Source organism: Streptomyces sp. NPDC007164 (genome assembly GCF_040634135.1).
Lineage (GTDB): Bacteria > Actinomycetota > Actinomycetes > Streptomycetales > Streptomycetaceae > Streptomyces > Streptomyces sanglieri.
In genome coordinates, this window is the sequence record NZ_JBEYFB010000008.1 from 57,380 (window position 1) to 80,032 (window position 22,653).

The following is a 22,653-nucleotide window of genomic DNA, read 5'->3' on the forward strand; positions in this document are numbered from 1 at the left end:
CATGAGGAAGCCAACCGTCGTCATCTACGACCGTCTGTCCCGGCTGCACGCCGAGGAAGCCCCGGACCACCGCATCGCAGCGTGCCGGGCATACGCCGAGCAGCGCGGGTGGGAAGTGGTCCACGTCGCCACGGACACCAACGTCAGCGGAGCGAGCAAGCTGGAAGACCGCCCCGGTATGCGTGAGGTACTGGCGTGGCTCCCCCGCACTGACTACGTGCTTGCCGCGAAGCTGGACCGGTACGCGCGGAGCGTTCTGGAATTTCAGCGCCTTTTGCGGGCTGCCGACTCCACGCGTACGACCATCATCACTGCTGACGGGGTTGTAAGCCCGGAAAACGCGTCCATCATCATCAACGTGCTCGCTGCGTTCGCTGAGTACGAGCGAGACATGATTAAGTCCCGCATCACGGCTAGCAAGGAACACTTCCGGTCGCGCGGCAATCACCTGGGCGGACTTGCCCCCTATGGCTATGCCGTAAGCGGTCCGATCAACAACAAGCGTTGGGTCATTGACGAGTCAGCGGCGGGAATTCTCCGAGAGTGCGCGGACCGCCTCATTAACCACGGCGCATCACTGACCGGTCTTACGCGTGAGCTGAACGACCGAGGAATTTCCTCCCCGGCAGACCATGCCCGAAAGCGTGCCGGTCGAAAGGTTCGCGGTACCAAGTGGGCTTCAACCACACTGCGCGACATCCTTTACACCCCGGCCGTCCGTGGCTGGCTCGTCCAGGCCGTGCCCGGAGAGAAGCGCAGCGCGTTGACCAATCAGCCCGTGCTAGACGCTGAGGGGAAGCCCGTATCAGCGGGGCCGGAACTCCTCAACGCTGAAACGTGGTCGGCCGTGCGTGCCGTCATTGACGGTAAGGCAAAGGGGCGGGGCGCTCCGCGCAACGCAAAAGCCTTGCTTCTACATGTGGCGCGCTGCTCGGAGTGCGACGGCCCCATGTACCGGCAGCGCCGTGAGGTCAACGGCAAGGACTACTCGACGTACGTTTGCCGGGCGGGTGTCGGCAAGGTGGGAATTCACAAGCCCAACGTCATCATTGCCCGGCATCTTGAAGAGTTGGTGACCGCCGACTACTTGAAGCGGTTCGGCTCATTCGCGCTTATGCGCTGGGCAGAGCCGGACGGCAGCGCCGTACTGCAACTCTCGGAAGTCACGGGGCAGATTGAGCGATTGGCCGGAAACCTTGCCCAGCTTGAACCGAACGGCACTGCGGCACGGGTAGTAATTGGTCAGCTCACATCGCTGGAAAAGCGGCAAGCGGAGTTGAAGGCTGAGGCCGATCACGCGGAAGGCCGTTGGGTGGGCACCGATGGCACAATTGCAGACGCGTGGGAATCGCGCAGCGAAGAGGGGCGACGGAACTTGCTTGGGGACCTGGGGGCACGCGTAGCGATTCGCCCGGCTACACCGGGAGCACCTAAGCGGTTCGATCCGCAACGGGTGACGCCGACATACGAGGGTCCGGCATGGTGGCGCGACAGCCACCCGGCAGAGGCACAGCTTGCCGCTATCGCACTGGACGAGGAGCTGTCGGCGTGAGCACCATCCACCTGACACCCCATCAGGTAATGGCAGCAAAGGCCGGTGACCCTGACGCCGTAAACGTCGTGCTCCGAGAGCTTGAGGGGCTGCTCTTGTCCCTCGCGTGGCGCGTCGACCGGGCCAATGCAGAAGACCTCTCGCAGGTAGGCCGGGAAGCGGTCTGGACGGCCCTTACGCGCTTCCGGGGGACCACGGTGGGGGAGTTCATCAACTACGCCCATCGGACGGCTACAGGGGCAATGTCGGACGCTCGGAAAGAGGCTCAGCGCCAAGGGGTAAGCCGTGCTGTTGCCGCTGATTTCGAGAGGGCGCTACGGCTTGCCGACGGGGACCCGTACCTAGCTCAGATCCTGGCAACTACCCCCGAGGTCATGGGCGTTCGCAGGATGACCCCGGAGACCGCCTATGCGGCCCGCATGTCGTACGAGGGGCCCGTGTCCCTCGATCTCCCCGTAGAGGGCTCAGGCAGCCTCGCGGAAGCGTTGCCCGGCAACTCCCCGGCGGACGACTCAGAGGCCCGCACAACGGCTACTGAGGCCCGTACGAGCTTCGCGCTCCGTCGTCTCGGTCGGCAGCACCGGACCGTGCTGGAACTGACCCACGGGATTGGGGAGAGCGGGACCCACAGCGACGCGGAGATATCGGCGCTGCTCGGTATCTCCCCGGAGCGGGTGCGTTCCGTCCGGGCGCGTGCTCGTCGTCGCTTCGCTGAGCTGTACCGGCAATGGGGCGGCATGGCTGCCTAACCGGCCCCTCAGGGCATAGCCCCCGTTCTCTCAATAGCGAGAGAGCGGGGGCTTCTTGCTGTCCGGCGAAGGGCGTTGTGCGGCCCGTAGGGGGCTAGTGGGACCGGCCGGGGCCCGAGGGTCACCGGACGGCTCAGGGGCGCCTAGGCGGGCGCGTGCGGATTCAGCGAGAGGGCGGGCCAGATGACGGTGATGACGAATCGAATCAGCGAAGGAGCGAGAAACAAGCCTCTGACCTGCATAAATGATGAAGTGACAAAAATAGCGTCATTTCTAGATCCCCCTATGCAAGTCCTCTCTTTAGCTCTATGCAGCGCAACCGGGAACCACTGTCATTTCGTCAGACGCGTCATTTTCGTCACGCACTCCGCCTCGCTGATCCTTATTTGGTAACGGCTCGGTAAAGAAATGACACTCACGAGCCAGCCTCGTCCTTATATGTCCGTTTCGTTGGAAGTCCTTTCGCTCTAGTAATAGTAGAGGGGAAAGCCCCTCCTTTCTGCGGACGGCATCACACCTTGTCCGCCACTTAGACGCCCCGCGCGTGGCTGTAACGCGCCAGAAGCCCTATCCGGGTTGACTCGCCATCGGGAAGTGATGCCCTCGATGCGTTGAGTCCCCGGATAGGGCTTCTTCCGTTTCTTCAGGCATCACACTGAATGGACTTCCACATGAGCGTTAGCTCTCAGTACCGCGCTGCCCATCTGCGCGTTGAGGACGAGTACGGCAAAGCCAACGTGAACACCTGTGCATGGTGCGGGGGTTTCGCTGACCACTGGGCTTACGACTGGACTGACAGAGACCAGCACGAGGCAGACGGTAGGACTTGGTCGGATGACCCCGAGCGTTACATGCCCCTCTGCATTCGCGACCACGCGGAGTTTGATAAGGCTTATCGCCGTGTGGGGCTCTCTGGCCTTGAGGCTGAGATTGCCCCACTGAGGGCAGAGGCCGGAAAGCGCTACGACGAGGAGCAGCGTCGGTTTATCGAGAGGGTTTGCACCCAACAAGCCATTCTGAGCGAGCGAGTTCGGGCGGCAGAGGCTATGCAGCGAATCGCTGAGCTTCGGGACGAGAGGGCCCGCCTGCAAGCCGCGAACGAGGTAAGGCAGCGTCGGGCGAACGGGTTTGCATTCAAGGACTCAGACACGCTCGCCGGATTCTTCCCGGGGCTGTTTGAACTTGGCAGCTCGTCTGACGTGTTCCTTGGCGCTGACCTATATGACGTCTACCGCGAATGGTGCGAGAGGTTCTGTAACCGGCTCGGCATTCGCGTGACCGTTCCCTTGGGTCGGACGTCGTTCTATCGCGCTCTCGAAGAGCGAGGAGCGGCACGCAAGAAGACTGACAAGGGAATAGCGATCTACGGAATTAAGTTCGCCTAGATCTTTCTCCTAAGGCAGCGAGTTCCGACGCATCCTCGCTGCGGCCGGACTGGACCCGTGTTGGGGAACCGGGTCCGTCCGGCCACCTACTGAATTCAGTACCTGCTAGCTCTCGAAAGGGGGCCCTATGGACCCGTATGCGGCCCACTACGCGTTGGGCGTGCTGGAATCCCACACGATCACGCCGGTAGGCGAGCAGGAGCGCATTTCTGTTCGCCGCTCGTTTGCCGTGCTTGAGGAACTTGCCACGCTCTATCGCGCGGCTACTGAGGAGACCAGTGCCCCCACTATCTGACTCTCATGTCCCTGCCCAACCACATCTCTAAGTCGCGCCCCAAAGGACACTACGAATGAGCAATATTCAGGAACCCACCCCGGCTAGCGCCGAGGGCGACACGCCCGAGATTGAGAGCGCCAATCCGAACGCTGAGGCTGCCAAGTATCGGCGCAAGCTGCGTGACACTGAGTCGGCCCTAGAGACGGCTGAGGGCCGCGTAAATGCGCTGCTCCGCCGTGAGGCTGAGGGAGTAGCCGGTAAGACGCTGGCCGTCGGCGCTGACCTGTTTGAAATCGGCGGGGTGGCTATTGATGACCTCACTGACCCTGAGGGAAACGTAATGCCCGATGCGGTTGAAGCTGCCGTTGAGGCGCTGCTTGCTAAGCGTCCCGGACTGCGTAACGCCGATGCAGGTTGGGGTGCTGTGAGTGGCGGTCGTTATGACGACGACGAAGCCCCACGACGCGCAAGCATGCGCGATGTACTGCGTGAGGCGCGCAATTCGCGCTGACGCTTACGCAGGAATTCTCAAAGTTTTCGTGGCCTTGTTTGTGCCCCAGGTGGGCAGCAGGGCCACACGTTTGGGCCAGGTGCCCGGATTCCTCTCGCTGTCAGGTACAGCGGGCTACCAAATAGGCTCAAACAGAAAGAGGACTGAGCGTAATGGCTCTCTACACTTCCAACACTGAGGCGCTAACCCCTGACGAGCGGGGCGCGCTAGTTACCAAGCCTGTTGAGGCGCTTTCCGTGGCGTACGCCGTGGGTACCCGAACGGTTACCAGCTCCACTGTCTTTGAGGTTCCGATTCTCGACAGTGACGTGACCGTTGGCGCTGTGGTCGAAGGCGCCGAGATCACGCCGAGCGACGCCACGTTTACGGCGCTGCGTATCGCCCCGGCCAAGTTCGCGGGCCTCACCATTATTTCGCGTGAGCTATTCAATGACTCCGACCCGTCCGCCGCTGATCAGATCGGCAAGTCCATTGCCCGGCAGATCGCTAAGGGTGTGGACATGGCACTATTCAACTCTCTGTCTGCGCCCAACCCTGCTGGCTTTGCTTCGCTCGCTGATATCAGCACGGTTGAGGCTCCGGTGACTTACGCCAACCTTGACCCGTTCGAGGACGCCCTAAGCATTAGTGAGGCGAACGGTGGTCGTGTTACCCACTGGGTTACTGGTGCCTCTAATGCTCTGGAGATTGCGAAGCTCAAGGAGGCTACTGGTAGCAACCGGGGTCTTCTCAACCCGGATCTTGCCGTTGATGGTCGCCGCACGCTTCTAGGCCGCCCGATTGTTGTTTCGCCGCACGTTCCCGCTGATGTGGTTTACGGCGTCAGCAAGGAGGACTTCCTAGTTATCGAGCGTCAGGACACCACGCTTGACGTTGACAAGTCGGCGTACTTCTCGTCTGACCGAATCGGCGTCCGGGGCACTATGCGAGTCGGTTTCGCTATGCCGGTTCCTGAGCGTCACGTCCGTATTCAGAACGCTGCTGCATAACGGCTAGCCACAAGGGCCCGGTATCCGCTGACGAGTGGGTATCGGGTCTTTCGTGTTTGCAACGCCACCCATCGGCCGGCGATTTCGTCACCCTGCGGTTGAGCTGGCCGTTCCTCTCTCGTCCTCGTTCGCCCCCCTGTTTGCTTGGAGGCAACATGCTTGCTGACCCCGACGCCCCTCAGCGGGCAACATCCCTTGCCGACGCGTTCGGCTATGCCCGGCAGTACGCCGAGGAACTGAGGGCAATTCTCGCTGCCGGACAGATAGACCACGAGAGAACACACCGGCTCGTGCAGGCAATGCATAACACCGTGCTTGCTGCCCTTGATGACATTCATGAACTAGACGACGTACAGCAAGAGATAGACGCAACTGACGCCATACAGGCGCTCAGCGACGAGGAGCTATTCAAGGCCCTAGTCACCCCACATAAGCCCCCTACCGCCGACTAGTCCCGCCTCGTATTCGGAGACCCCCTATGCCCTGGAAACCACCCCGTCCGTGTGCCCAGCCTGGGTGCCCTGAGTCGGTACGCGGGAAAGACAGCACATGCCCCGAGCACGCCAAGCAGCGGCATAAGCAGCGGGCTAATCGTGGTGGTAGTTCGTACGGGCGTAACTGGCGTGAGCGAGTGCAACCAAGGTTCATCTATCAGAATCCTTGGTGCGTCTTGTGCGGTGGGCAAGCGACTGTCGCTGACCATTGGCCAATCAGTCGGCGTGACCTCGTCGCCAAGGGTGAGGCGAACCCTGATTCGTTCAAACATCTGCGACCACTGTGCAAGGCATGTGATGCCAAGGAGCGGCCTAAGCGTGAGCCGGGCGGTTTCTACGCTGAGCGACGCTTTCAGCTAGAGGCGGCGCAACACAAGGCATCTGACTACGTCCGGTTCAATGATGTTCCGCCGTTCTGATCTCTGCTGACTCCCACCCCCTGGGTAGGGACCCCCTCCGCCTCTAAATGCGGCGCGGCAGGGAGGAAAAGTTCTACGATGGCTGATTAGACCATTTGCGCGGGATGATCTTGTCCGCTGACCTGTTGTCCGCAGGTGAGGAACTTTGCGCGGAGCCGAACCCTTCGCTGTTTGATCTCTCCCTTACGGCGCCTGGCGGGGATAGGGAGTCCCGTTCTCATCTGCGACTTCTGCCAACGACGCAGGCTGCACCTCAACCCGAAGAACGGGCCAGGGAGTTGGGCTGTCAGCATTCCCACCCTTCAGAAGCATGTGGCGCACGTACGCCCCAACCAAGAACTCACGCTCTGCTAGGCGGCTGACGTACTGTTGAAGGGCCTTCTCTGCGTCGCGATTCTCTCGGACGCTTACAAGTTCCCCGGCTATGTCAAGGTAATCCCTCAGTACGTCCATGAATTCGATGATTAGGTCTTCATCGTCCTCATTCAGATGGTCCGGCATCCCGTACTCAAACGCGACGCTTTCTTTAACCATGTTCCAAAGCGGATTTCCCCGCGTGATCAGCTTTAGTGCCTTGGGCTGAGGGAAAAGCGGGTCATGCACCAGCCTCAAGCGACTTTCATCGGCGTCCACCACGGAACGCACCCACGATTCATGGGCCGATTTGATCGACTGGAGCCGCTCCACAGTGAAGTGGTTAGGCTGATCGTCGACCCGTTTGTGATCCTTACTGCACAAGAGGATCAGATTCGTGTGATGGTTAATTAGATCCTCTGCCAGCCCTCCTGCCCGAGGGCCGCCCTCTGACCGTGCGACGATGTGCGCTTCCTCGCCAAATACAGAAGGGTCATCCGATGCAGTCCCAGGTGTGATCACCTGCGCTCTACAGATGGCGCAGATGCCGCCAGCCTGAACCCACAAGATCTTTCGAGTCTTCTCGGAGATACCCATGCGTCAACCTCGCAAGTATGTGGGTGCGCTGTCGGATTGATTCTGCTCCACTCGACCGCCCCGTACTCGCTGCCTTCCCTGGTGGCCGGTACGGGGTTTTCGTTGTCTAGTGCTCCCTCCGCACTGCCAGTGGCAGCCCCACGCGGAGGGAGCAGCCAGCAGCCTAGGCGCTGGTCGACAGACCCGGTTTCCCGTTCTGGAAATCAGAGGCTCTTGCCTTACCCGCTGACTGCGTGAACGATCTGACGAGACACCGCTACCGGCCGAGGGGAACGCCCGTGAAGGTGACCATGCTTGCGACGACGTGCGACAAGAAGGACTGCCCCACGATCTACAAGACGGACCGGGGCACGATCCTCGTGCAGGGCGAGACGCCGACGGATCACGGGCTCTCGATTCCGGCTCACGAAACCCTCGTTGAGATCCCGATTGAACTGATCCGCGAAGCGTTCGGAGACCAGCTCGGTGGCTAGGACCCTGGGGGACATGTTCGACGACTTCCAGCGGGAAGCGTTCCGGCTGGAAACCCTCGACGACTACAGCCGGTCCGGCAGCGTGGACGCGTACCGGCTGTTCCTTGAGGGGCACCCGAAGCCAGCGGACTACAACGCCGACTGGCTAGACGAGGTGCGCGGGCATGTCGGCGCCGGACGCAAGGTCTACCGGGTGCACGTGCTCACGCGTCCGCTGACCCCGTATCTGCGGTTCGAACTGGGGTGGGGCTACCAGACGAATGCGGCAGCCGGGGAAGAGTTCTTCATCTTGGATGTGACTGAACTACCCAATCCCATAGGGTCAGTTGGGGACTTCTGGCTATTCGACTCAGTCACGGCAGCACCGATGCAGTACAGCGATGACGGCAAGTTCCTCGGGGCTGACGTGCTGCCGGATGACCAGGGCGAGCAGTACGTCACGCACAGGGACACGGCGCTAGCTCACGCCGTGCCGTTCGCGGACTGGTGGGCTAAGTACGCCGAGTGAACCGTTCAGAGCTTGGGGCCGCGCTGCGGGTGCTGCGAAACGCTTCCGGGAAGGAAGCCAAAGCGGTTGCCCGCAGCGCTGTCATGTCGCCAAGCAAGCTCAGCAAGATTGAGACAGGGAAACTCTCCCCGAGCGCGGACGACGTTGACCGCATCCTGACTGCTATCGGCGTCTCAGACGACGTGAAAGCGGAGTACATGGATGCCGCCCGCGCTGTCGCCACAGAGGCCACAGCTTGGCGCCTAATCCAGCGTGCGGGGCTCCATAAGGCTCAGCAGCGTCTACGGGACGTAGAGGCGCGTATGGGCCTCCTACGGCTGTTCCAGCCCGCCCTAGTGCCGGGCCTGCTACAGACCCCGGAGTACATGCGGGCAATCCTGTCTCGTCACGAGGATCTGACCGAGGAGACCGTTCGCCGGACCGTGAGCGCACGGCTTGAGCGGCAAGAGGTTCTGTACGACGAGGCAAAGCAATTCCGATTCGTCATCACGGAACCGGTCCTTAGGTGGCTGATCGTTCCGCCCATGGTGATGGTGGGACAGCTTGACCGGCTCGCCTCAGCGTCCCGGCTGCCGAACATAGACGTTCGGGTGGTGCCGATGGCTGGTAGGAAGCACGACATTCCCAACCATGCGTTTGTGATCCGGGATGACCGGGCCGTGACCGTTGAGACCGTGCATGCGGAAGTCGTGGTGACTGACCCTCGGGATGTTGCGCTGTACGTCTCCAAGTTCGATGGATTCGCTCAAGACGCCCTTGTGGGGGGCGAGTTGATCGCGCTGCTTGAGTCCATCCGGGATGACCTGTTGCGGTAACGGGAAAGCGGCTAGGAAGCTCCTCGTTCCCGCCCCACGATGGTTCACCAGAGGCCACAAGCGGCGGGGAGTTCCCATGGCGAGCAACGCAGCAACCGCAGATACGACAGACGCGCGGAAGGGCGATTACGTGACCTACGCCCCGAAGGGCGAGAAGTGCGCCGACTGCAAGCAGCCGATCAACACCCTTGACCGTGTGTGGCGCATGACCATTGAGCGCCAATCCGGCCCCCCGGCCTTGGGTCCATACAGGCACTACGGCAAGTGCCCTGAGTAGGGAGGCTTAATGCTTGCTCCTATCGCCCCGAGCATGCTTGCACCCATTCCCCGAGACTCCGGCCCGCTGAACGACGGCGAGCAAAACAGTTCAGCGGATCGGACGGCAACGCTCCTGACCGGTTCAGCCTTGAGCGAGGGCAGACGTGCCCCGACGAGCGGACGCGCTCAGCTGTCGCCCCGGTCCGCCCCTTAGCTGGGGGGCCGCATCCTCGGCGCGGTAAGAGCTAGCCAACGGCCCCGTCTGTGCGTCCCCTACCCGGATGCGTGGGCGGGGCTTCGTCATGCCCGCTCACGTGTGCTACGCGCATGTATGGTTAAGCCAGACACCCGCCCTCATGGCCGGTGTTCAGCGCGGCCAGGAGCTCAGTGACCTCGGCACCACGCACTTCTCCGACCACCAGCCGGTCAGGCCGCATCCGCAGCGCCTGTCGCACCAGGTCCCGAAGGGTCACCCGTCCCGCGCCCTCCTGGTTGGCAGGACGCGACTCCAGGCGCACCACGTGCGGATGGTCCGGCCGTAACTCCGCCGAGTCCTCGGCGAGCACGATGCGTTCCCGCTCCCCGACCGCACCCAGCAGACTCGACAGAAGCGTCGTCTTCCCGGCCCCCGTACCTCCGCTGATCAGGTACGAGACCCGGGCCTCCACCAGGGCCCGCAGCACCCGGTCACCGCCCGGTGGCACCGTCCCCGCAGTGACCAGCTCCGCCAGCGAGAAGGCCCTGGGCCGGACCACCCGCAGCGACAGACACGTCGAGCCCACTGACACCGGGGGCAGCACGGCATGCATTCGGGTGCCGTCCGGCAGCCTCGCGTCCACCCAGGGGCGGGCGTCGTCCAGCCGCCGCCCCGCCACGGCGGCCAGCCGCTGCGCCAGCCTGCGCACCGCGGCTGCGTCCGTGAAGGTCACCCCGGTGAGTTCGAGGCCCCTGCCCCGGTCCACCCACACCCGGTCCGGTGCGGAGACCAGCACATCCGTGACCTCCGGATCGGCGAGCAGAGGCTCCAGAACCCCGGTCCCGACCAGCTCACCGCGCAACTCGTCGGCCGCCCCTAGCACTTCGGCGTCCCCAAGGAGCCGCCCCTGGGCCCGCAGCGCGGCAGCGACCCCGGCCGGTGTCGGCGCGGTGCCGCTCTGCGCGAGCCGCTGCCGTACGGCATCGAGCAGTGTCTCCGTCATGACGCACCCCCACCGGTCCGTCCCCCCGCACCCTCCGGGGCGAGCGCCTGTTCCCAGAACGCCGCGCAGAACCTGGCCAGCGGACCGCGCACACTGCCGCCCGGGGGCGCGCCGTCGTCCTGAGCGGCCAGCAGCCCGGCGTCGATCGGGAGTTCACCGGCGAGCGGCAGCCCCAGCGCCTGTGCCACCCACCGCTCGTCGAGGCCCGCCGCGTACGGCCCGCGGGATACCACTCGCAGGTCGTCCAGAATCATCCCGGCCATCGACGCCACACGCTTGGCCGCCGCGACCGCGCGGAGCTCCCCCGGGACCACCAGCAACCCGAGGTCCAGCTGTGTGAGCGCCTCGGCCACCGATTCGTCGACCCTGCGCGGCAGATCGACGACCACCACCCCGCCGAGCCTGCGCGCGGCAGCCAGCACGGCCTGTATGGCCTGCGGTGGGATGACCACCCAGTCGTCGCGGCCCCAGCTGAGCACCCGCAGTCCGTGCAGCGCGGGCAGTGACTCCTCCAGCGCACCGCCGCCGACCCGCCCCTTGGAATGGGTGAAATCCGGCCATCGCATTCCCTCGGCCCGTTCGCCCCCGAGCAGCACGTCGATGCCTCCGCCGAGCGGATCGCCGTCGATCAGCATGGTCCGCCGCCCGGCCCTGGCCGCCGTCACCGCGAGGGCACAGGCCAGCGTGGACGCGCCCGAGCCGCCACGGCCGCCGATCACCCCCACGGTGAGCGCCGGCCGGCCCACCCCCTCCGCCGCATTGGCGATCTGGTCGACGAGCCAGCCCTCCGCGTCGGGCAGCCTCAGCACATGTTCGGCCCCGATCTCCACGGCCCGGCGCCAGACATCCGGCGCGTCCCGGTCCCGGCCGACGAGCATCACGCCCCGCCTGCGCACCGCTCCTCGGCATCGCTGGGCGGCATCGTCGCCCACGAGAACCATCGGCGCCTGTTCCCAGCTGCCCCTGTTCTCGGGCGGCGAGTGATGAACTTCCGGTTCCGCTCCGGCGGCGGCACACAGCCGCAGCAGATCGTCGAGCAGTTCCACATCCTCGGTCACGATCAGCGGTCCGCCCCGCCGCCCTCCGGCGGCCGGCAGAGGATCCCGTGCGATGGACTCGGCCACGATCTCCGCCCCCTTCTCACTGCACCTTCATCGCGGTTCGCGGTGATCTCGGAGTGTTCCGGGATCGGCGATTCCACAACCCGCGGACTTCGCGGCTGGAATCACCGTGCAGCGCTTCGGAAAATCGTGTGGATCTTGCTCGAAAACTGTGGACAACTCCACCGTTGTGAATATCTCCGTCGCTCATACCGGCGACTTCCGGAGTGCAGCACTTCCGCTACGCACCGTGACGAGTCATCGTGGTGGGGGACGGAACGAGAAGCGGGCCGTCGCGACCGAAATGGAGGCGGAATGCTTGATTCCGAACTGCAGAAACGCGTCCGGACATGCGACGACCCCCGCCGGGGGGGAGAGCGGGGGTCGTCCCCACGGCCGACTCGGGGGGGGAGGAGCCGGACCGGGTTAGCACGGTCGCGAACGATCCGTGACTTCCATGGTGTACCCGAGAGCCTTCTCAGGCAAACCCACACGCCAGAGTTTACGCCGAATGGTGTCCCCCTATGCTCTGCCTTGTGGAAAACCGCTTCTTGCCGCGCACAGCCGCCTTCTTTGACCTGGACAAGACGGTCATTGCGAAGTCTTCGACGCTGACCTTCAGCAAGTCCTTCTACCAAGGCGGACTGATCAACCGCCGCGCTGTACTGCGCACTGCGTACGCACAGTTCGTGTTCCTTGCCGGGGGTGCAGATCACGACCAGATGGAGGGGATGCGGGAATATCTCTCCGCACTCTGCAAGGGCTGGAACGTCCAGCAAGTGAAGGAAATCGTCGCCGAGACCCTGCACGAGCTGATCGACCCCATCATCTATGACGAAGCGGCGACGCTCATCGAGGAGCATCACACCGCCGGGCGCGATGTGGTGATCGTTTCGACCTCGGGCGCCGAGGTCGTCGAGCCGATCGGCGAGCTGCTCGGTGCCGACCGGGTCGTCGCCACCCGAATGGTCGTCGGTGACGACGGCTGTTTCACCGGCGAAGTCGAGTACTACGCCTATGGGCCGACGAAGGCCGAGGCGATCAGAGCCCTCGCGGTGTCGGAGGGGTACGACCTCTCGCGCTGCTACGCCTACAGCGACTCCGCCACGGACGTACCGATGCTGGAGTCGGTCGGCCATCCGCACGCGGTCAATCCGGATCGTGCCCTACGGCGTGAGGCGACCCTCCGCGAGTGGCCGATTCTCGTCTTCGACCGGCCGGTCCGGCTCAAGCAGCGACTGCCCACGTTCTCGCTGCCGCCACGTCCGGCATTGGTCGCGGCGGCAGCGGTGGGAGCGGCCGCCGTCACGGCGGGACTGGTCTGGTACACCTCACGCCGTCGCACCGCGGCCTCCGCCTGACGCACCCCCGGGCGGCGGTCCGGCGTACGCCGACTCGACGGTCGGTGCGAAATATCCAACTCACCCGTAATTGAACCCAAAAGTAAAGAAGTGGGGCCAGCACTACCGCTCACCCCGGCTCTGGAGTACAAATGACTCAACGGCCCGCGAGACCAAGGACATCCGAGAGGATTACCTGTAACGCAGAGACGGCCCCACGGACCGAGCATGAAAACCGAGCACCCACGCGACGTCGACCCGTCGATTACGGGCCAGCCGCACCAGGGAACGGGCAAAGCATCCCGACCTGATGGGCACATATCGAGGACGCATGGTAACTGGGTAGACATGCCAGCGGCGGTACCGAGGACGGTACCGCCGCAACCCTTTTCCGGGCAGTGAAGCCAATACGGTAAGTCAATGCGGCGAGCCGAAGCGACAAGTCGACATGGTGAAGACATTCGTGAAGTTACCGGGATGAAGTTACTTCGGTGGATTTATCTCGACGCACACCGCGAAAGCGGCGCCCGGCGGACTCGAAACCGGTGCCCGATCGGCTCGCGACCCCAGGCCGGAATCCACCGCTTCCCCATTGAACGGCTTCCGCTGAACGACTTCCGCGCGAACGGTTTCTACGCGGCGCCGCGCTGCAGCGCCTCGCACACCGCCGTCGACTCCCTGACGCCCAGTTCCACGGAGCGTCCGCAGTGCGCGATCCAGGCCGCCATCCCCTCCGGCGTCCCCGACAGATAGCCCTCAAACGCCGCGACGTACGCCGCCCGCCCCTGCTCGGCGTGGCCCACCTCGGCGGGGCAGATCGACTTGGGGTCGAGCCCGCTACCGATCAGCACGATCCGCTCGGCGGTCCGCGCGACGAGGCCGTTGTGCGAGCCGAAGGGACGCAGGGCCAGCAGTTCGCCGTGCACGACCGCCGAGACCACCAGCGCGGGCGCCGAAGTGCCGGAAAGAATCAGCCCGGAGAGCCCCTCCAGGCGCCCGGCCACCTCGTCGGCGTCCGGCAGCGGCGCCTCGACCAGCGGCTCGTCCACCGGCTCGCCCGCCAGCCTCGGCCGGCCGACGGCGTCGTCGGGTGCCGCTCCGCCGGCCGCGACCAGATGCAGCCGCGCCAGCACCCGCAGCGGCGACTGCCGCCAGATGGAGAGCAGTTGGCCCGCTTCCGCGGTCAGCCGCAGAGCCGCCCCGATCACGTGCGCCTCGCCGTCACCACTGAAGTCGGTACGCCGGCGCACCTCCTCCAGGTTCCAGTCGGCGCCCGACAGCGCCGCCGAGCCACGGGCACCGCGAAGTGCCGCTTCCGCAGTGACCTCATTGCTGCGGCGCCGCATGACACGGTGACCGTAGACCCGGTCGACGGCCTTGCGCACGGAGTCCACCGCGTCGGCGACCCCAGGCAGGGTGCCCAGAGCGGCGAGCGGGTCAGGGGCAGTCGTACTCATAGGTAGCGAGGCTACGCGTCCACCGCGCCGATACGGCCCGGGAGTGGCCTTCTTCACGAAGTGTGACAGCAGAACGCGATCGCACCACTACCCTAGGTGAACATGAAGATCGCTTTCGTAGGGAAGGGCGGCAGCGGCAAGACAACGCTGTCCTCGCTCTTCATCCGCCACCTCGCAGCCAATGAAGCCCATGTCGTCGCGGTGGACGCCGACATCAACCAGCACCTCGGGGCCGCGCTCGGCCTCGACGACCAGGAGGCCGCCGCGCTGCCCGCCATGGGAGCGCATCTGCCTCTGATCAAGGAGTATCTGCGCGGCAGCAACCCCCGCATCGCCTCCGGCGAGACGATGATCAAGACGACTCCGCCCGGCGAGGGGTCGCGGCTGCTGCGGGTTCGCGAGAACAACCCGATCTACGACGCGTGCGCGCGCACGGTCCGGCTCGACGACGGGGAGATCCGGCTGATGGCCACCGGGCCGTTCACCGAGTCGGATCTGGGCGTGGCCTGCTACCACTCCAAGGTCGGCGCGGTCGAACTCTGTCTGAACCATCTCGTCGACGGCCCCGACGACTATGTCGTCGTCGACATGACGGCGGGTTCGGACTCCTTCGCCTCGGGGATGTTCACCCGCTTCGACATGACGTTCCTGGTCGCGGAGCCGACCCGTAAAGGCGTCTCGGTCTACCGCCAGTACAAGGAGTACGCGCGGGACTTCGGGGTCGCCCTCAAGGTCATCGGCAACAAGGTTCAGGGCGAGGACGACCTGGAGTTCTTGCGTGCCGAGGTGGGCGACGACCTGCTGGTCAGCGTCGGACACTCCGATTGGGTGCGTTCGATGGAGAAGGGCCGCCCCGCTCGTTTCGAGTTGCTGGAGGCGGACAACCGGATGGCTCTGCAGGCACTGCAGAACGCCGCCGAGGACTCGTACGAGCAGCGGGACTGGCAGCGCTACACACAGCAGATGGTCCATTTCCATCTGAAGAACGCGGAGAGCTGGGGCAACGAGAAGACGGGCGCCGATCTGGCCGCCCAGGTCGACCCCGCCTTCGTTCTCGACGAGCGGTACGCGCAGGACGGCGCCGCTCAGCCCGCCTGAACCCTCGGTACCCCGCCGGGCCCTCGCTCCCGCCGGACGGACTCGCCCCGCCCGGCGGGAGCCGTCGTCCCCGAGCGCCGGACGGGTCGGGTCCCCGACCTGTCCGGCGCTCGACGCCCGGTCCCGCTGCCCGGCCGGTCCGCCGCATGACGCGCCGGCCGCACCCGAAGTCCGCGCGGCTCAGCGGCCGGACTTGTCCCCGCCGGGCCCCGCGTGAGCCCGGTCGGCGCCCGTGGTCCGGCCGGTTCCGGAAGTTCCCGCTCCGTCGAGGAACGCGTTCCATCCCTTCTCGGGCGCCTGGCCGACATCCAGCGTGCCGAGCTTCGCCAGCGTCGCCGGGTCCTGGGCGTCCAGCCAGTCGGCCAACTGCCGGAAGGAGACGCAGCGGACGCCCTCCTTGGTGCAGACAGTCGCGATGGTGTCCTCGACGGCGCGCATGTAGGTGCCGCCGTTCCAAGACTCGAAGTGGTTGCCGATGATCAGCGGGGCGCGGTTTCCGTCGTACGAGCGGTCGAAGGCCTGAAGCAGGCCGTCGCGCATCTGGTTGCCCCAGTACTCGTGCATGTCCGGGTCGCCCTGCGTGGTCGTACCGGACTGGTTGAACATGAAGTTGTAGTCCATCGAAAGGGTCTCGAAGGCGCGGCCCGGCACGGGCACGAGCTGCATCGAGAGGTCCCAGACGCCGTCCTTCTTCTTCGGCCAGACCTGGTTGTTGACCCCGCTGGAGTCGTAGCGGAAGCCCATCGTCCGTGCCGCTGCCACCATGTTCTTCTGCCCTTCCAGGCAGGGGGTGCGGCCGCCGATGAGTTCCTTGTCGTAGTCGAAGGGGAGCGGCTTCTCCTCTTCGAGGCCCGGGTCGTTGGTCTTCCAGTTCTTCACGAAGGACTTGGCCTGGCTGATCTCGCTCTTCCACTGGTCGACGGACCAGGTCCCGACGCCGCCCTCGGGACCGCAGAAGTGCCCGTTGAAGTGGGTGCCGATCTCGTCACCGTCCTCCCAGGCCCCGCGCACCTGGGTGATGGTGTCCCGGATTCCGGCGGTGTCGTTGAAGCCGATGTCGGAGCTGCCGGCGTTGTGCTTCGGCGGGTCGTAGAGCTCCCGCTTGTCCTCCGGCAGCATGTACACGCCGCTGAGGAAGTACGTCATGTTCGCGTGGTACTTCTTGCCGACCTCACGGAAGTGCGAGAACAGCTTCTGGCTGTCCTCACCCGCGCCGTCCCACGAGAACACCACGAACTGCGGCGGCTTCCGACCCGGCGCCAGACGCTGGGCCACGGGCTGCTTCGGCTGGCTGCCGGTGAACGCGGTGGACCCGTCGCCGATGAGCCGGAAGAAGCTGTCGGGCGCGGCGGGGACTTCGGGGGCCTTCTTCTTCGGGGCGGCGGCCTTCTTCACCGCGCCCGGTCCGGCGGCCCCGGCACCCCCGCCGGAACCGGAGGAGCACCCGGCCACTCCCGCGGTCAGCGCGACGACCACGACACCCAGGGCGACCCGCCCGGCGGCGGCCTTCTTCTCGACGGCCTTCCTCGTAACGACTCTCTTCGCGGCAACTCTCCTCGTGGCGGCCATCATCCGCCCACCTCTTCCCTGCAGGTAATTTGCGTCGAACTGCCGACACGGCGCGGTCAAGTTCGCACGCGGCCCAGTCGCAACCGATGCGACATACCGAATGAAAAGATGCTTATTCACTTCAATAGGTGATTGAGTGGTCCGTTTGATCGCAAGTGTGGACGCATGTCTTTACTCTCCATTACGATCTGTTTACTGAGAGTTGAGAAATCCCGCCGCTGCACGCCGTGACCCACGGCCGCGTCCCACATTCCGCGACCGCGCTGCCCCGGAGGAGACGGGAACATGTCTGCTTGCGTCCCCACTCGCCACAACCGCACATCCCGCAGTTCGCGTCCACCACGCGCCTCGGGAGTCAAACGACCACACAGCCCGCCGCCACCGCGCGGTGGACGATTCCGTATCGCGGGCGCCGATCTGTCCGCATCGATCACGGTCTTCCTGCTCGCCGTTCCCATGTCGCTCGGCCTCGCCGTCGCCATGGACGCCCCGCTGGAAGCCGGCCTCATCTCCGCCGCGATCGGCGGCATCGTCGCCGGACTGCTCGGCGGAACCCCACTCCAGGTCAGCGGCCCGTCCGCCGGACTGACCGTGGTCACAGCAGAGTTGATCCAGATCTACGGCTGGCGCACCACCTGCGCGATCACCATCGGCGCCGGACTCCTTCAGATCCTGCTCGGCTCGCTGCGGGCGGCACGCAGTGCCCTCGCCGTCAGCCCCGCCATCGTCCACGGCACCCTCGCCGGCATCGGTGTGGCCATCGCGCTCGCCCAGCTGCACATCGTGCTCGGCGGCTCGCCGCAGAGTTCAGCCGTGGCCAACGCCCTCGCGCTCCCCGACCAATTGGGCCGGGTGAGCCCCGCCGCCCCGCTCATCGGCACGCTGACCATCACCGTCCTGATCCTGTGGCCCCGGGCTCCGGGCCGGTTCGGCAGAGCCGTACGACGGATTCCCGCCGCCCTCGCCGCGGTGGTGACCGCTACGGCGGTGGCTGCGATCGCCGCGCCCGGTATCGCCCGGGTCGATCTTCCGTCCTGGCGCTCGCACGCCTTGCCGGAAATGCCGCACGGGCCCGTACTGGCCCTGGCCACCGCCGTGTTCACAGTGATGCTGGTGGCCAGCCTGGAGTCGCTGCTCGCCGCGGTGGCCGTCGACAAACTGTCGGCCGACCGCGCAGCCGCGCAGACGGCCGCCCGGCCCGAGGCCCACTCGACGCCGCCCACACCGGCCGCACCCCCACTCGCGCTCGCGCTCCCGTCCGGGACATCGGCTCCGGCCACGCCCCTCGCCCTGCCCGCCAGACGCTCCGATCTCGACCGGGAGCTGCGCGCCCAGGGCATCGCCAACACACTGTCCGGACTGGTGGGCGGGCTGGCCGTGTCCGGTGGCGCGGTGCGCAGTTCGGCGAACGTACGTGCCGGGGCGACCGGTCGCGCCTCCACCGTGCTGCACGGCGTCTGGGTGCTGCTCGCCACCGGGCTGCTGGTCACCGTGCTGGAGTGGATCCCGTTGGCGGCGCTCGCCGCGCTGGTGATGATGGTCGGTATCCAGATGGTGAGTTTCGCCCACATTCGCAACGTCCATAAGCACCGCGAATTCCTGGTGTACGGGGCGACGATCACCGGCGTGGTGCTCTTCGGCGTACTCAAGGGCGTGGTGATCGGCATCGCGGTGGCGGTGACGGTCGCCCTGCACCGGCTGGCCCGGACCAGGATCACGGTCACCGATCAGGGCGGCCGGCATCTGGTCGTCGTACGAGGTCAGTTGACGTTCCTCGCGGTGCCCCGGCTCAGCCGTACGCTCGGCCAGCTGCCCCAGGGCGGGGACGCCGTCGTCGAACTGGACGGCTTCTTCATGGACCACGCGGCGTACGAGGCGATCCAGGGCTGGAGCACCGCCCAGACCGCCCATGGCGGCAGGGTCGTGTTCACCGGCAGGTCCGGCGGCCGGATCGCCGAGCCCGCATCAGCGGCGCACTCCTGTTGCCGCCCCTGGACTCCGTGGCGCAACCACCACTGCCACGACGAGCCCGGCCGTACGCCGGAAGCGAGCCATGACCTCGGCACCGGCCCTGGCCCCGTCCATGACCCTGGTCCTGGCCGTGGCCGTGGCCTCGGCAAACGGTCCACCGGCACCGGCCGCATCCGCCGCGCCGCCAACACCAGAAGCACCGGCAGCACTGGAAGCACCGGCACCACCGGCAGCACCGGCAGCTCCGATCGCTCCGACCCCACCGATCGCTCTGCCGACCGCCCCGCCGACCTCGCTGAATCGCAGGACATGACCACTGACAGCCCGGGCAACGCCCCCACCCCCGCGCCGGCCCCCGAGGCCCCCCGCCTGGTCGGCGGCAATCGGCTGATCAGCGGTCTGAGTTCGTTCCAGCGCAACACCGCTCCGCTGGTGCGCGACGAGCTGGCCCGTCTGGCCGTCGAGGGGCAGCGCCCGTCCCAGCTCTTCATCACCTGCGCCGACTCCCGTCTCGTCACCAGCATGATCACGGCGAGCGGCCCCGGCGACCTGTTCACCGTGCGGAACATCGGCAATCTGGTGCCCCTGCCGGACGCCGAATCCGGGGACCACTCGGTGGGCGCGGCGATCGAGTACGCGGTGGATGTACTGAAGGTGGAGTCCATCACCATCTGCGGGCATTCCGGCTGCGGAGCGATGCAGGCGCTGCTCGGCGGCGAACCGGACCGGGAGGCTCCGCCCACGTCCCTGTGGCGGTGGCTGAGACACGGGCTGCCGAGCCTGGAGCGGATGGCGTCCCGGCACCACGCATGGGCCCGGATCTCCGGGCGGCTGCCGACCGATGCGTTGGAGCAGCTCTGCCTCACCAATGTGGTCCAGCAGCTGGACCATCTGCGGGCACACGAATCGGTGGCTCGGCGGCTCGCCGAGGACACGATCCAGCTGCACGGCATGTACTTCCACGTGGGCGAGGCCCAGGCCTATCTGCTGACCGAGGGCGCGAGCAGCGGGCTGGAGCTCGACGAGGTCTTCGACCGCGTGGACCCCGGCGACGCTCCTGGTTCCGGCGAGTTGGAACGCACCGGCGTCTGAACCTCGTTCGTCCCCGGTCCGTGAGACCTTGTGGTCCTGCCTCCGCGCTGCTGCGCAGCGCATTGCACAGCTCCGTGTCGCTCTGCGGCGCATTGCACAGCTCCCCGCACTGCGCCGTACCGCGTCGCGCCGCACGTGGATGCGGGGCCGTGTCTCCATACACGAGACACAGGTCTAAACCAATTCCGGGCAGGCACTTGTCACCCGGCCTTTGGCCTGATGAGCTATGCCCCGGGACACAACGGACACCCTGGGAATGGGAGATGTCGTGAGCAACGAAAGCTTGGCCAATCTGCTTCGTGAGGAGCGGCGGTTCGCACCGCCTGCCGATCTGGCCGCGAACGCCAACGTCAAGGCGGAGGCGTACGAGCAGGCCGAGGCGGACCGGCTGGGCTTCTGGGCCGAGCAGGCCCGTCGCCTGACCTGGGCCACGGAGCCGACCGAGACGCTCGACTGGAGCAACCCGCCCTTCGCGAAGTGGTTCGCGGACGGCAAGCTCAACGTCGCGTACAACTGCGTGGACCGCCATGTAGAGGCGGGCAACGGCGACCGGGTCGCCATCCACTTCGAGGGCGAGCCCGGCGACAGCCGCGCCATCACCTACGCACAGCTCAAGGACGAGGTCTCCCGCGCCGCCAACGCGCTCATCGAGCTCGGTGTCGGCAAGGGCGACCGGGTCGCCGTCTATCTGCCGATGATCCCCGAGGCCGCCATCGCGATGCTGGCCTGCGCCCGCATCGGCGCCGCCCACTCGGTGGTCTTCGGCGGCTTCTCCGCCGACGCCATCGCCACCCGCATCCAGGACGCGGACGCCAAGGTCGTCATCACCGCCGACGGCGGCTACCGCCGGGGCAAGCCGTCCGCGCTGAAGCCCGCCGTGGACGACGCCGTCTCCCGTATCGACAGCGTCGAGCACGTCCTCGTGGTCCGGCGCACCGGCCAGGACACCGCGTGGACCGAGGGCCGCGACGTCTGGTGGCACGAGATCACCGGCCGGCAGTCCGCCGAGCACACCCCCGAGGCCTTCGAGGCGGAGCAGCCGCTCTTCATCCTCTACACCTCCGGCACGACGGGTAAGCCGAAGGGCATCCTGCACACCTCCGGCGGCTACCTCACGCAGGCGGCGTACACCCACAACGCGGTCTTCGACCTCAAGCCGGAGACCGATGTCTTCTGGTGCACCGCCGACATCGGCTGGGTGACCGGCCACTCGTACATCGTCTACGGTCCGCTGGCCAACGGCGCGACGCAGGTCATGTACGAGGGCACGCCCGACTCCCCGCACCAGGGGCGTTTCTGGGAGATCGTGCAGAAGTACGGCGTCACGATCCTGTACACCGCGCCGACCGCGATCCGTACGTTCATGAAGTGGGGTGACGACATCCCCGCCAAGTTCGACCTGAGCAGTCTCCGGGTCCTCGGTTCGGTCGGTGAGCCGATCAACCCCGAGGCGTGGATGTGGTACCGCAAGCACATCGGCGCCGACAAGTGCCCGATCGTGGACACCTGGTGGCAGACCGAGACCGGCGCGATGATGATCTCGCCGCTGCCGGGCGTGACGGAGACCAAGCCGGGCAGCGCCCAGCGCGCCCTGCCCGGTATCGCGGCCACGGTCGTCGACGACGAGGCCAACGAGGTTCCCGACGGCGGGGGCGGCTACCTCGTCCTCACCGAGCCGTGGCCGTCGATGCTCCGCACCATCTGGGGCGACGACCAGCGCTTCATCGACACCTACTGGTCGCGCTTCGAGGGCAAGTACTTCGCGGGCGACGGCGCCAAGAAGGACGAGGACGGCGACATCTGGCTGCTCGGCCGGGTCGACGACGTGATGCTCGTGTCCGGGCACAACATCTCGACCACCGAGGTCGAGTCGGCGCTCGTGTCGCACCCCTCGGTCGCCGAGGCGGCCGTGGTCGGTGCCGCCGACGAGACGACCGGCCAGTCCATCGTCGCGTTCGTGATCCTGCGCGGTACGGCCGAGCCCTCCGACGAGCTGGTCGCGGAGCTGCGCAACCACGTCGGTGCCACGCTCGGCCCGATCGCCAAGCCGAAGCGGATCCTGCCGGTCGCCGAGCTGCCGAAGACCCGCTCCGGCAAGATCATGCGGCGCCTGCTGCGGGACGTGGCCGAGAACCGCGAGCTGGGCGACGTGACGACGCTGACCGACTCCTCGGTCATGGATCTCATCCAGACCCAGCTGCCGTCGTCCTCCTCCGAGGACTGATCCGGCAGACGCGGAAGTACGTCCCCGAGGGGCATCCGGCAACGCGCCGGGTGCCCCTCGGGCATCTAAGGTGAAGATCACCGCATAGAACCCCGCGCACCCCGGGTACAGTGGCAGTTGCGTCAACAAAGCAATAAGAAATCTCCACAGGGTGTGCCGGGAAGTCTGGTCGGCAAGTGCATCAGCCATGCCATCGCTGCCGTACCGACCCGGAGGTCTCCA

Annotated in this window: 18 protein-coding genes and 1 pseudogene; 14 read left to right on the top strand and 5 right to left on the bottom strand. The window is 65.9% G+C overall.

From position 1 onward, the window contains the following. Position 1 precedes the first annotated feature (1 nt). The 7 genes from ABZ622_RS13885 (at position 2) to ABZ622_RS13915 (ending at position 5,915) form a co-directional block, all read left to right on the top strand. A complete protein-coding gene (locus ABZ622_RS13885) occupies positions 2-1,552 on the top strand; it encodes a recombinase family protein (RefSeq protein WP_360542726.1) in 1,551 nt (516 codons plus the stop codon). Further along, complete coding sequence (locus ABZ622_RS13890; protein WP_360542728.1) at positions 1,549-2,301, top strand: sigma-70 family RNA polymerase sigma factor; 753 nt, start codon at positions 1,549-1,551, stop codon at positions 2,299-2,301. Before ABZ622_RS13885 ends, ABZ622_RS13890 begins: the two co-directional genes overlap by 4 nt. 659 nt (positions 2,302-2,960) lie before the next feature. Further along, positions 2,961-3,686, top strand: a complete 726-nt coding sequence (locus tag ABZ622_RS13895) for a hypothetical protein (RefSeq protein ID WP_360542730.1) — start codon at positions 2,961-2,963, stop codon at positions 3,684-3,686. 127 nt (positions 3,687-3,813) lie between these two features. Continuing rightward, positions 3,814-3,981, top strand: a complete 168-nt coding sequence (locus tag ABZ622_RS13900) for a hypothetical protein (RefSeq protein ID WP_360542732.1) — start codon at positions 3,814-3,816, stop codon at positions 3,979-3,981. A gap of 55 nt (positions 3,982-4,036) precedes the next feature. Next, a complete protein-coding gene (locus tag ABZ622_RS13905; RefSeq protein ID WP_360542734.1) occupies positions 4,037-4,474 on the top strand; it encodes a hypothetical protein in 438 nt (145 codons plus the stop codon). 152 nt (positions 4,475-4,626) lie between these two features. Beyond that, a complete protein-coding gene (locus ABZ622_RS13910) occupies positions 4,627-5,463 on the top strand; it encodes a phage major capsid protein (protein WP_360542736.1) in 837 nt (278 codons plus the stop codon). A gap of 155 nt (positions 5,464-5,618) precedes the next feature. Continuing rightward, positions 5,619-5,915, top strand: a complete 297-nt coding sequence (locus tag ABZ622_RS13915) for a hypothetical protein (protein WP_360542738.1) — start codon at positions 5,619-5,621, stop codon at positions 5,913-5,915. A 644-nt stretch (positions 5,916-6,559) separates the two neighbouring features. Here the strand turns inward: ABZ622_RS13915 and ABZ622_RS13920 are convergent. Continuing rightward, positions 6,560-7,327, bottom strand: a complete 768-nt coding sequence (locus tag ABZ622_RS13920; RefSeq protein WP_360542740.1) for an HNH endonuclease signature motif containing protein — start codon at positions 7,325-7,327, stop codon at positions 6,560-6,562. Positions 7,328-7,605: 278 nt separating this feature from the next. On the opposite strand from ABZ622_RS13920, the gene ABZ622_RS13925 reads away from it, so the two are divergent. The 3 genes from ABZ622_RS13925 to ABZ622_RS13935 are packed head-to-tail and all read left to right on the top strand — an operon-like array spanning position 7,606 to position 9,123. Further along, positions 7,606-7,800 carry a hypothetical protein gene (locus ABZ622_RS13925; protein WP_360542742.1) on the top strand — a complete coding sequence of 65 codons (195 nt, stop codon included), beginning with the start codon at positions 7,606-7,608 and terminating at the stop codon, positions 7,798-7,800. Positions 7,801-7,813: 13 nt separating this feature from the next. Then, positions 7,814-8,308 (top strand): DUF6879 family protein, encoded by a 495-nt coding sequence (locus tag ABZ622_RS13930; protein WP_360542744.1) that lies wholly within the window; start codon positions 7,814-7,816, stop codon positions 8,306-8,308. Beyond that, positions 8,305-9,123 (top strand): helix-turn-helix transcriptional regulator, encoded by an 819-nt coding sequence (locus ABZ622_RS13935; protein WP_360542746.1) that lies wholly within the window; start codon positions 8,305-8,307, stop codon positions 9,121-9,123. The genes ABZ622_RS13930 and ABZ622_RS13935 overlap by 4 nt, the downstream gene beginning before the upstream one ends. Before the next feature lie 602 nt (positions 9,124-9,725). On the opposite strand, the pseudogene ABZ622_RS13940 reads toward ABZ622_RS13935, so the two are convergent. Continuing rightward, positions 9,726-10,580, bottom strand: a pseudogene (locus ABZ622_RS13940) (TadA family conjugal transfer-associated ATPase); the annotation flags it as partial. Next, positions 10,577-11,638: a septum site-determining protein Ssd gene (ssd, locus tag ABZ622_RS13945; RefSeq protein ID WP_360542971.1), complete on the bottom strand. Its 1,062-nt coding sequence runs from the start codon at positions 11,636-11,638 to the stop codon at positions 10,577-10,579. The gene ssd and the pseudogene ABZ622_RS13940, both read right to left, overlap by 4 nt. Before the next feature lie 566 nt (positions 11,639-12,204). Between ssd and ABZ622_RS13950 the strand changes: the two genes are divergently transcribed. Then, positions 12,205-13,041: an HAD-IB family hydrolase gene (locus ABZ622_RS13950; protein WP_360542748.1), complete on the top strand. Its 837-nt coding sequence runs from the start codon at positions 12,205-12,207 to the stop codon at positions 13,039-13,041. Positions 13,042-13,652: 611 nt separating this feature from the next. On the opposite strand, the gene ABZ622_RS13955 is transcribed toward ABZ622_RS13950, so the two are convergent. Then, positions 13,653-14,477, bottom strand: coding sequence for an oxidoreductase (locus ABZ622_RS13955; protein WP_360542750.1), 825 nt, complete (start codon positions 14,475-14,477; stop codon positions 13,653-13,655). 102 nt (positions 14,478-14,579) lie between these two features. Here ABZ622_RS13955 and ABZ622_RS13960 point away from each other — a divergent pair, with 102 nt between their 5' ends. Continuing rightward, a complete protein-coding gene (locus ABZ622_RS13960) occupies positions 14,580-15,575 on the top strand; it encodes an ATP-binding protein (RefSeq protein ID WP_360542752.1) in 996 nt (331 codons plus the stop codon). A gap of 180 nt (positions 15,576-15,755) precedes the next feature. Here ABZ622_RS13960 and ABZ622_RS13965 read toward each other — a convergent pair whose 3' ends face one another. Next, a complete protein-coding gene (locus ABZ622_RS13965; RefSeq protein WP_360542973.1) occupies positions 15,756-17,144 on the bottom strand; it encodes a hypothetical protein in 1,389 nt (462 codons plus the stop codon). A gap of 285 nt (positions 17,145-17,429) precedes the next feature. Between ABZ622_RS13965 and ABZ622_RS13970 the strand changes: the two genes are divergently transcribed. Together ABZ622_RS13970 and acs are read left to right on the top strand one after the other, a co-directional pair. After that, positions 17,430-20,207 (top strand): SulP family inorganic anion transporter, encoded by a 2,778-nt coding sequence (locus ABZ622_RS13970; RefSeq protein WP_360542754.1) that lies wholly within the window; start codon positions 17,430-17,432, stop codon positions 20,205-20,207. A 226-nt stretch (positions 20,208-20,433) separates the two neighbouring features. Next, a complete protein-coding gene (acs, locus tag ABZ622_RS13975; protein WP_360542756.1) occupies positions 20,434-22,431 on the top strand; it encodes an acetate--CoA ligase in 1,998 nt (665 codons plus the stop codon). Positions 22,432-22,653: the final 222 nt, after the last annotated feature.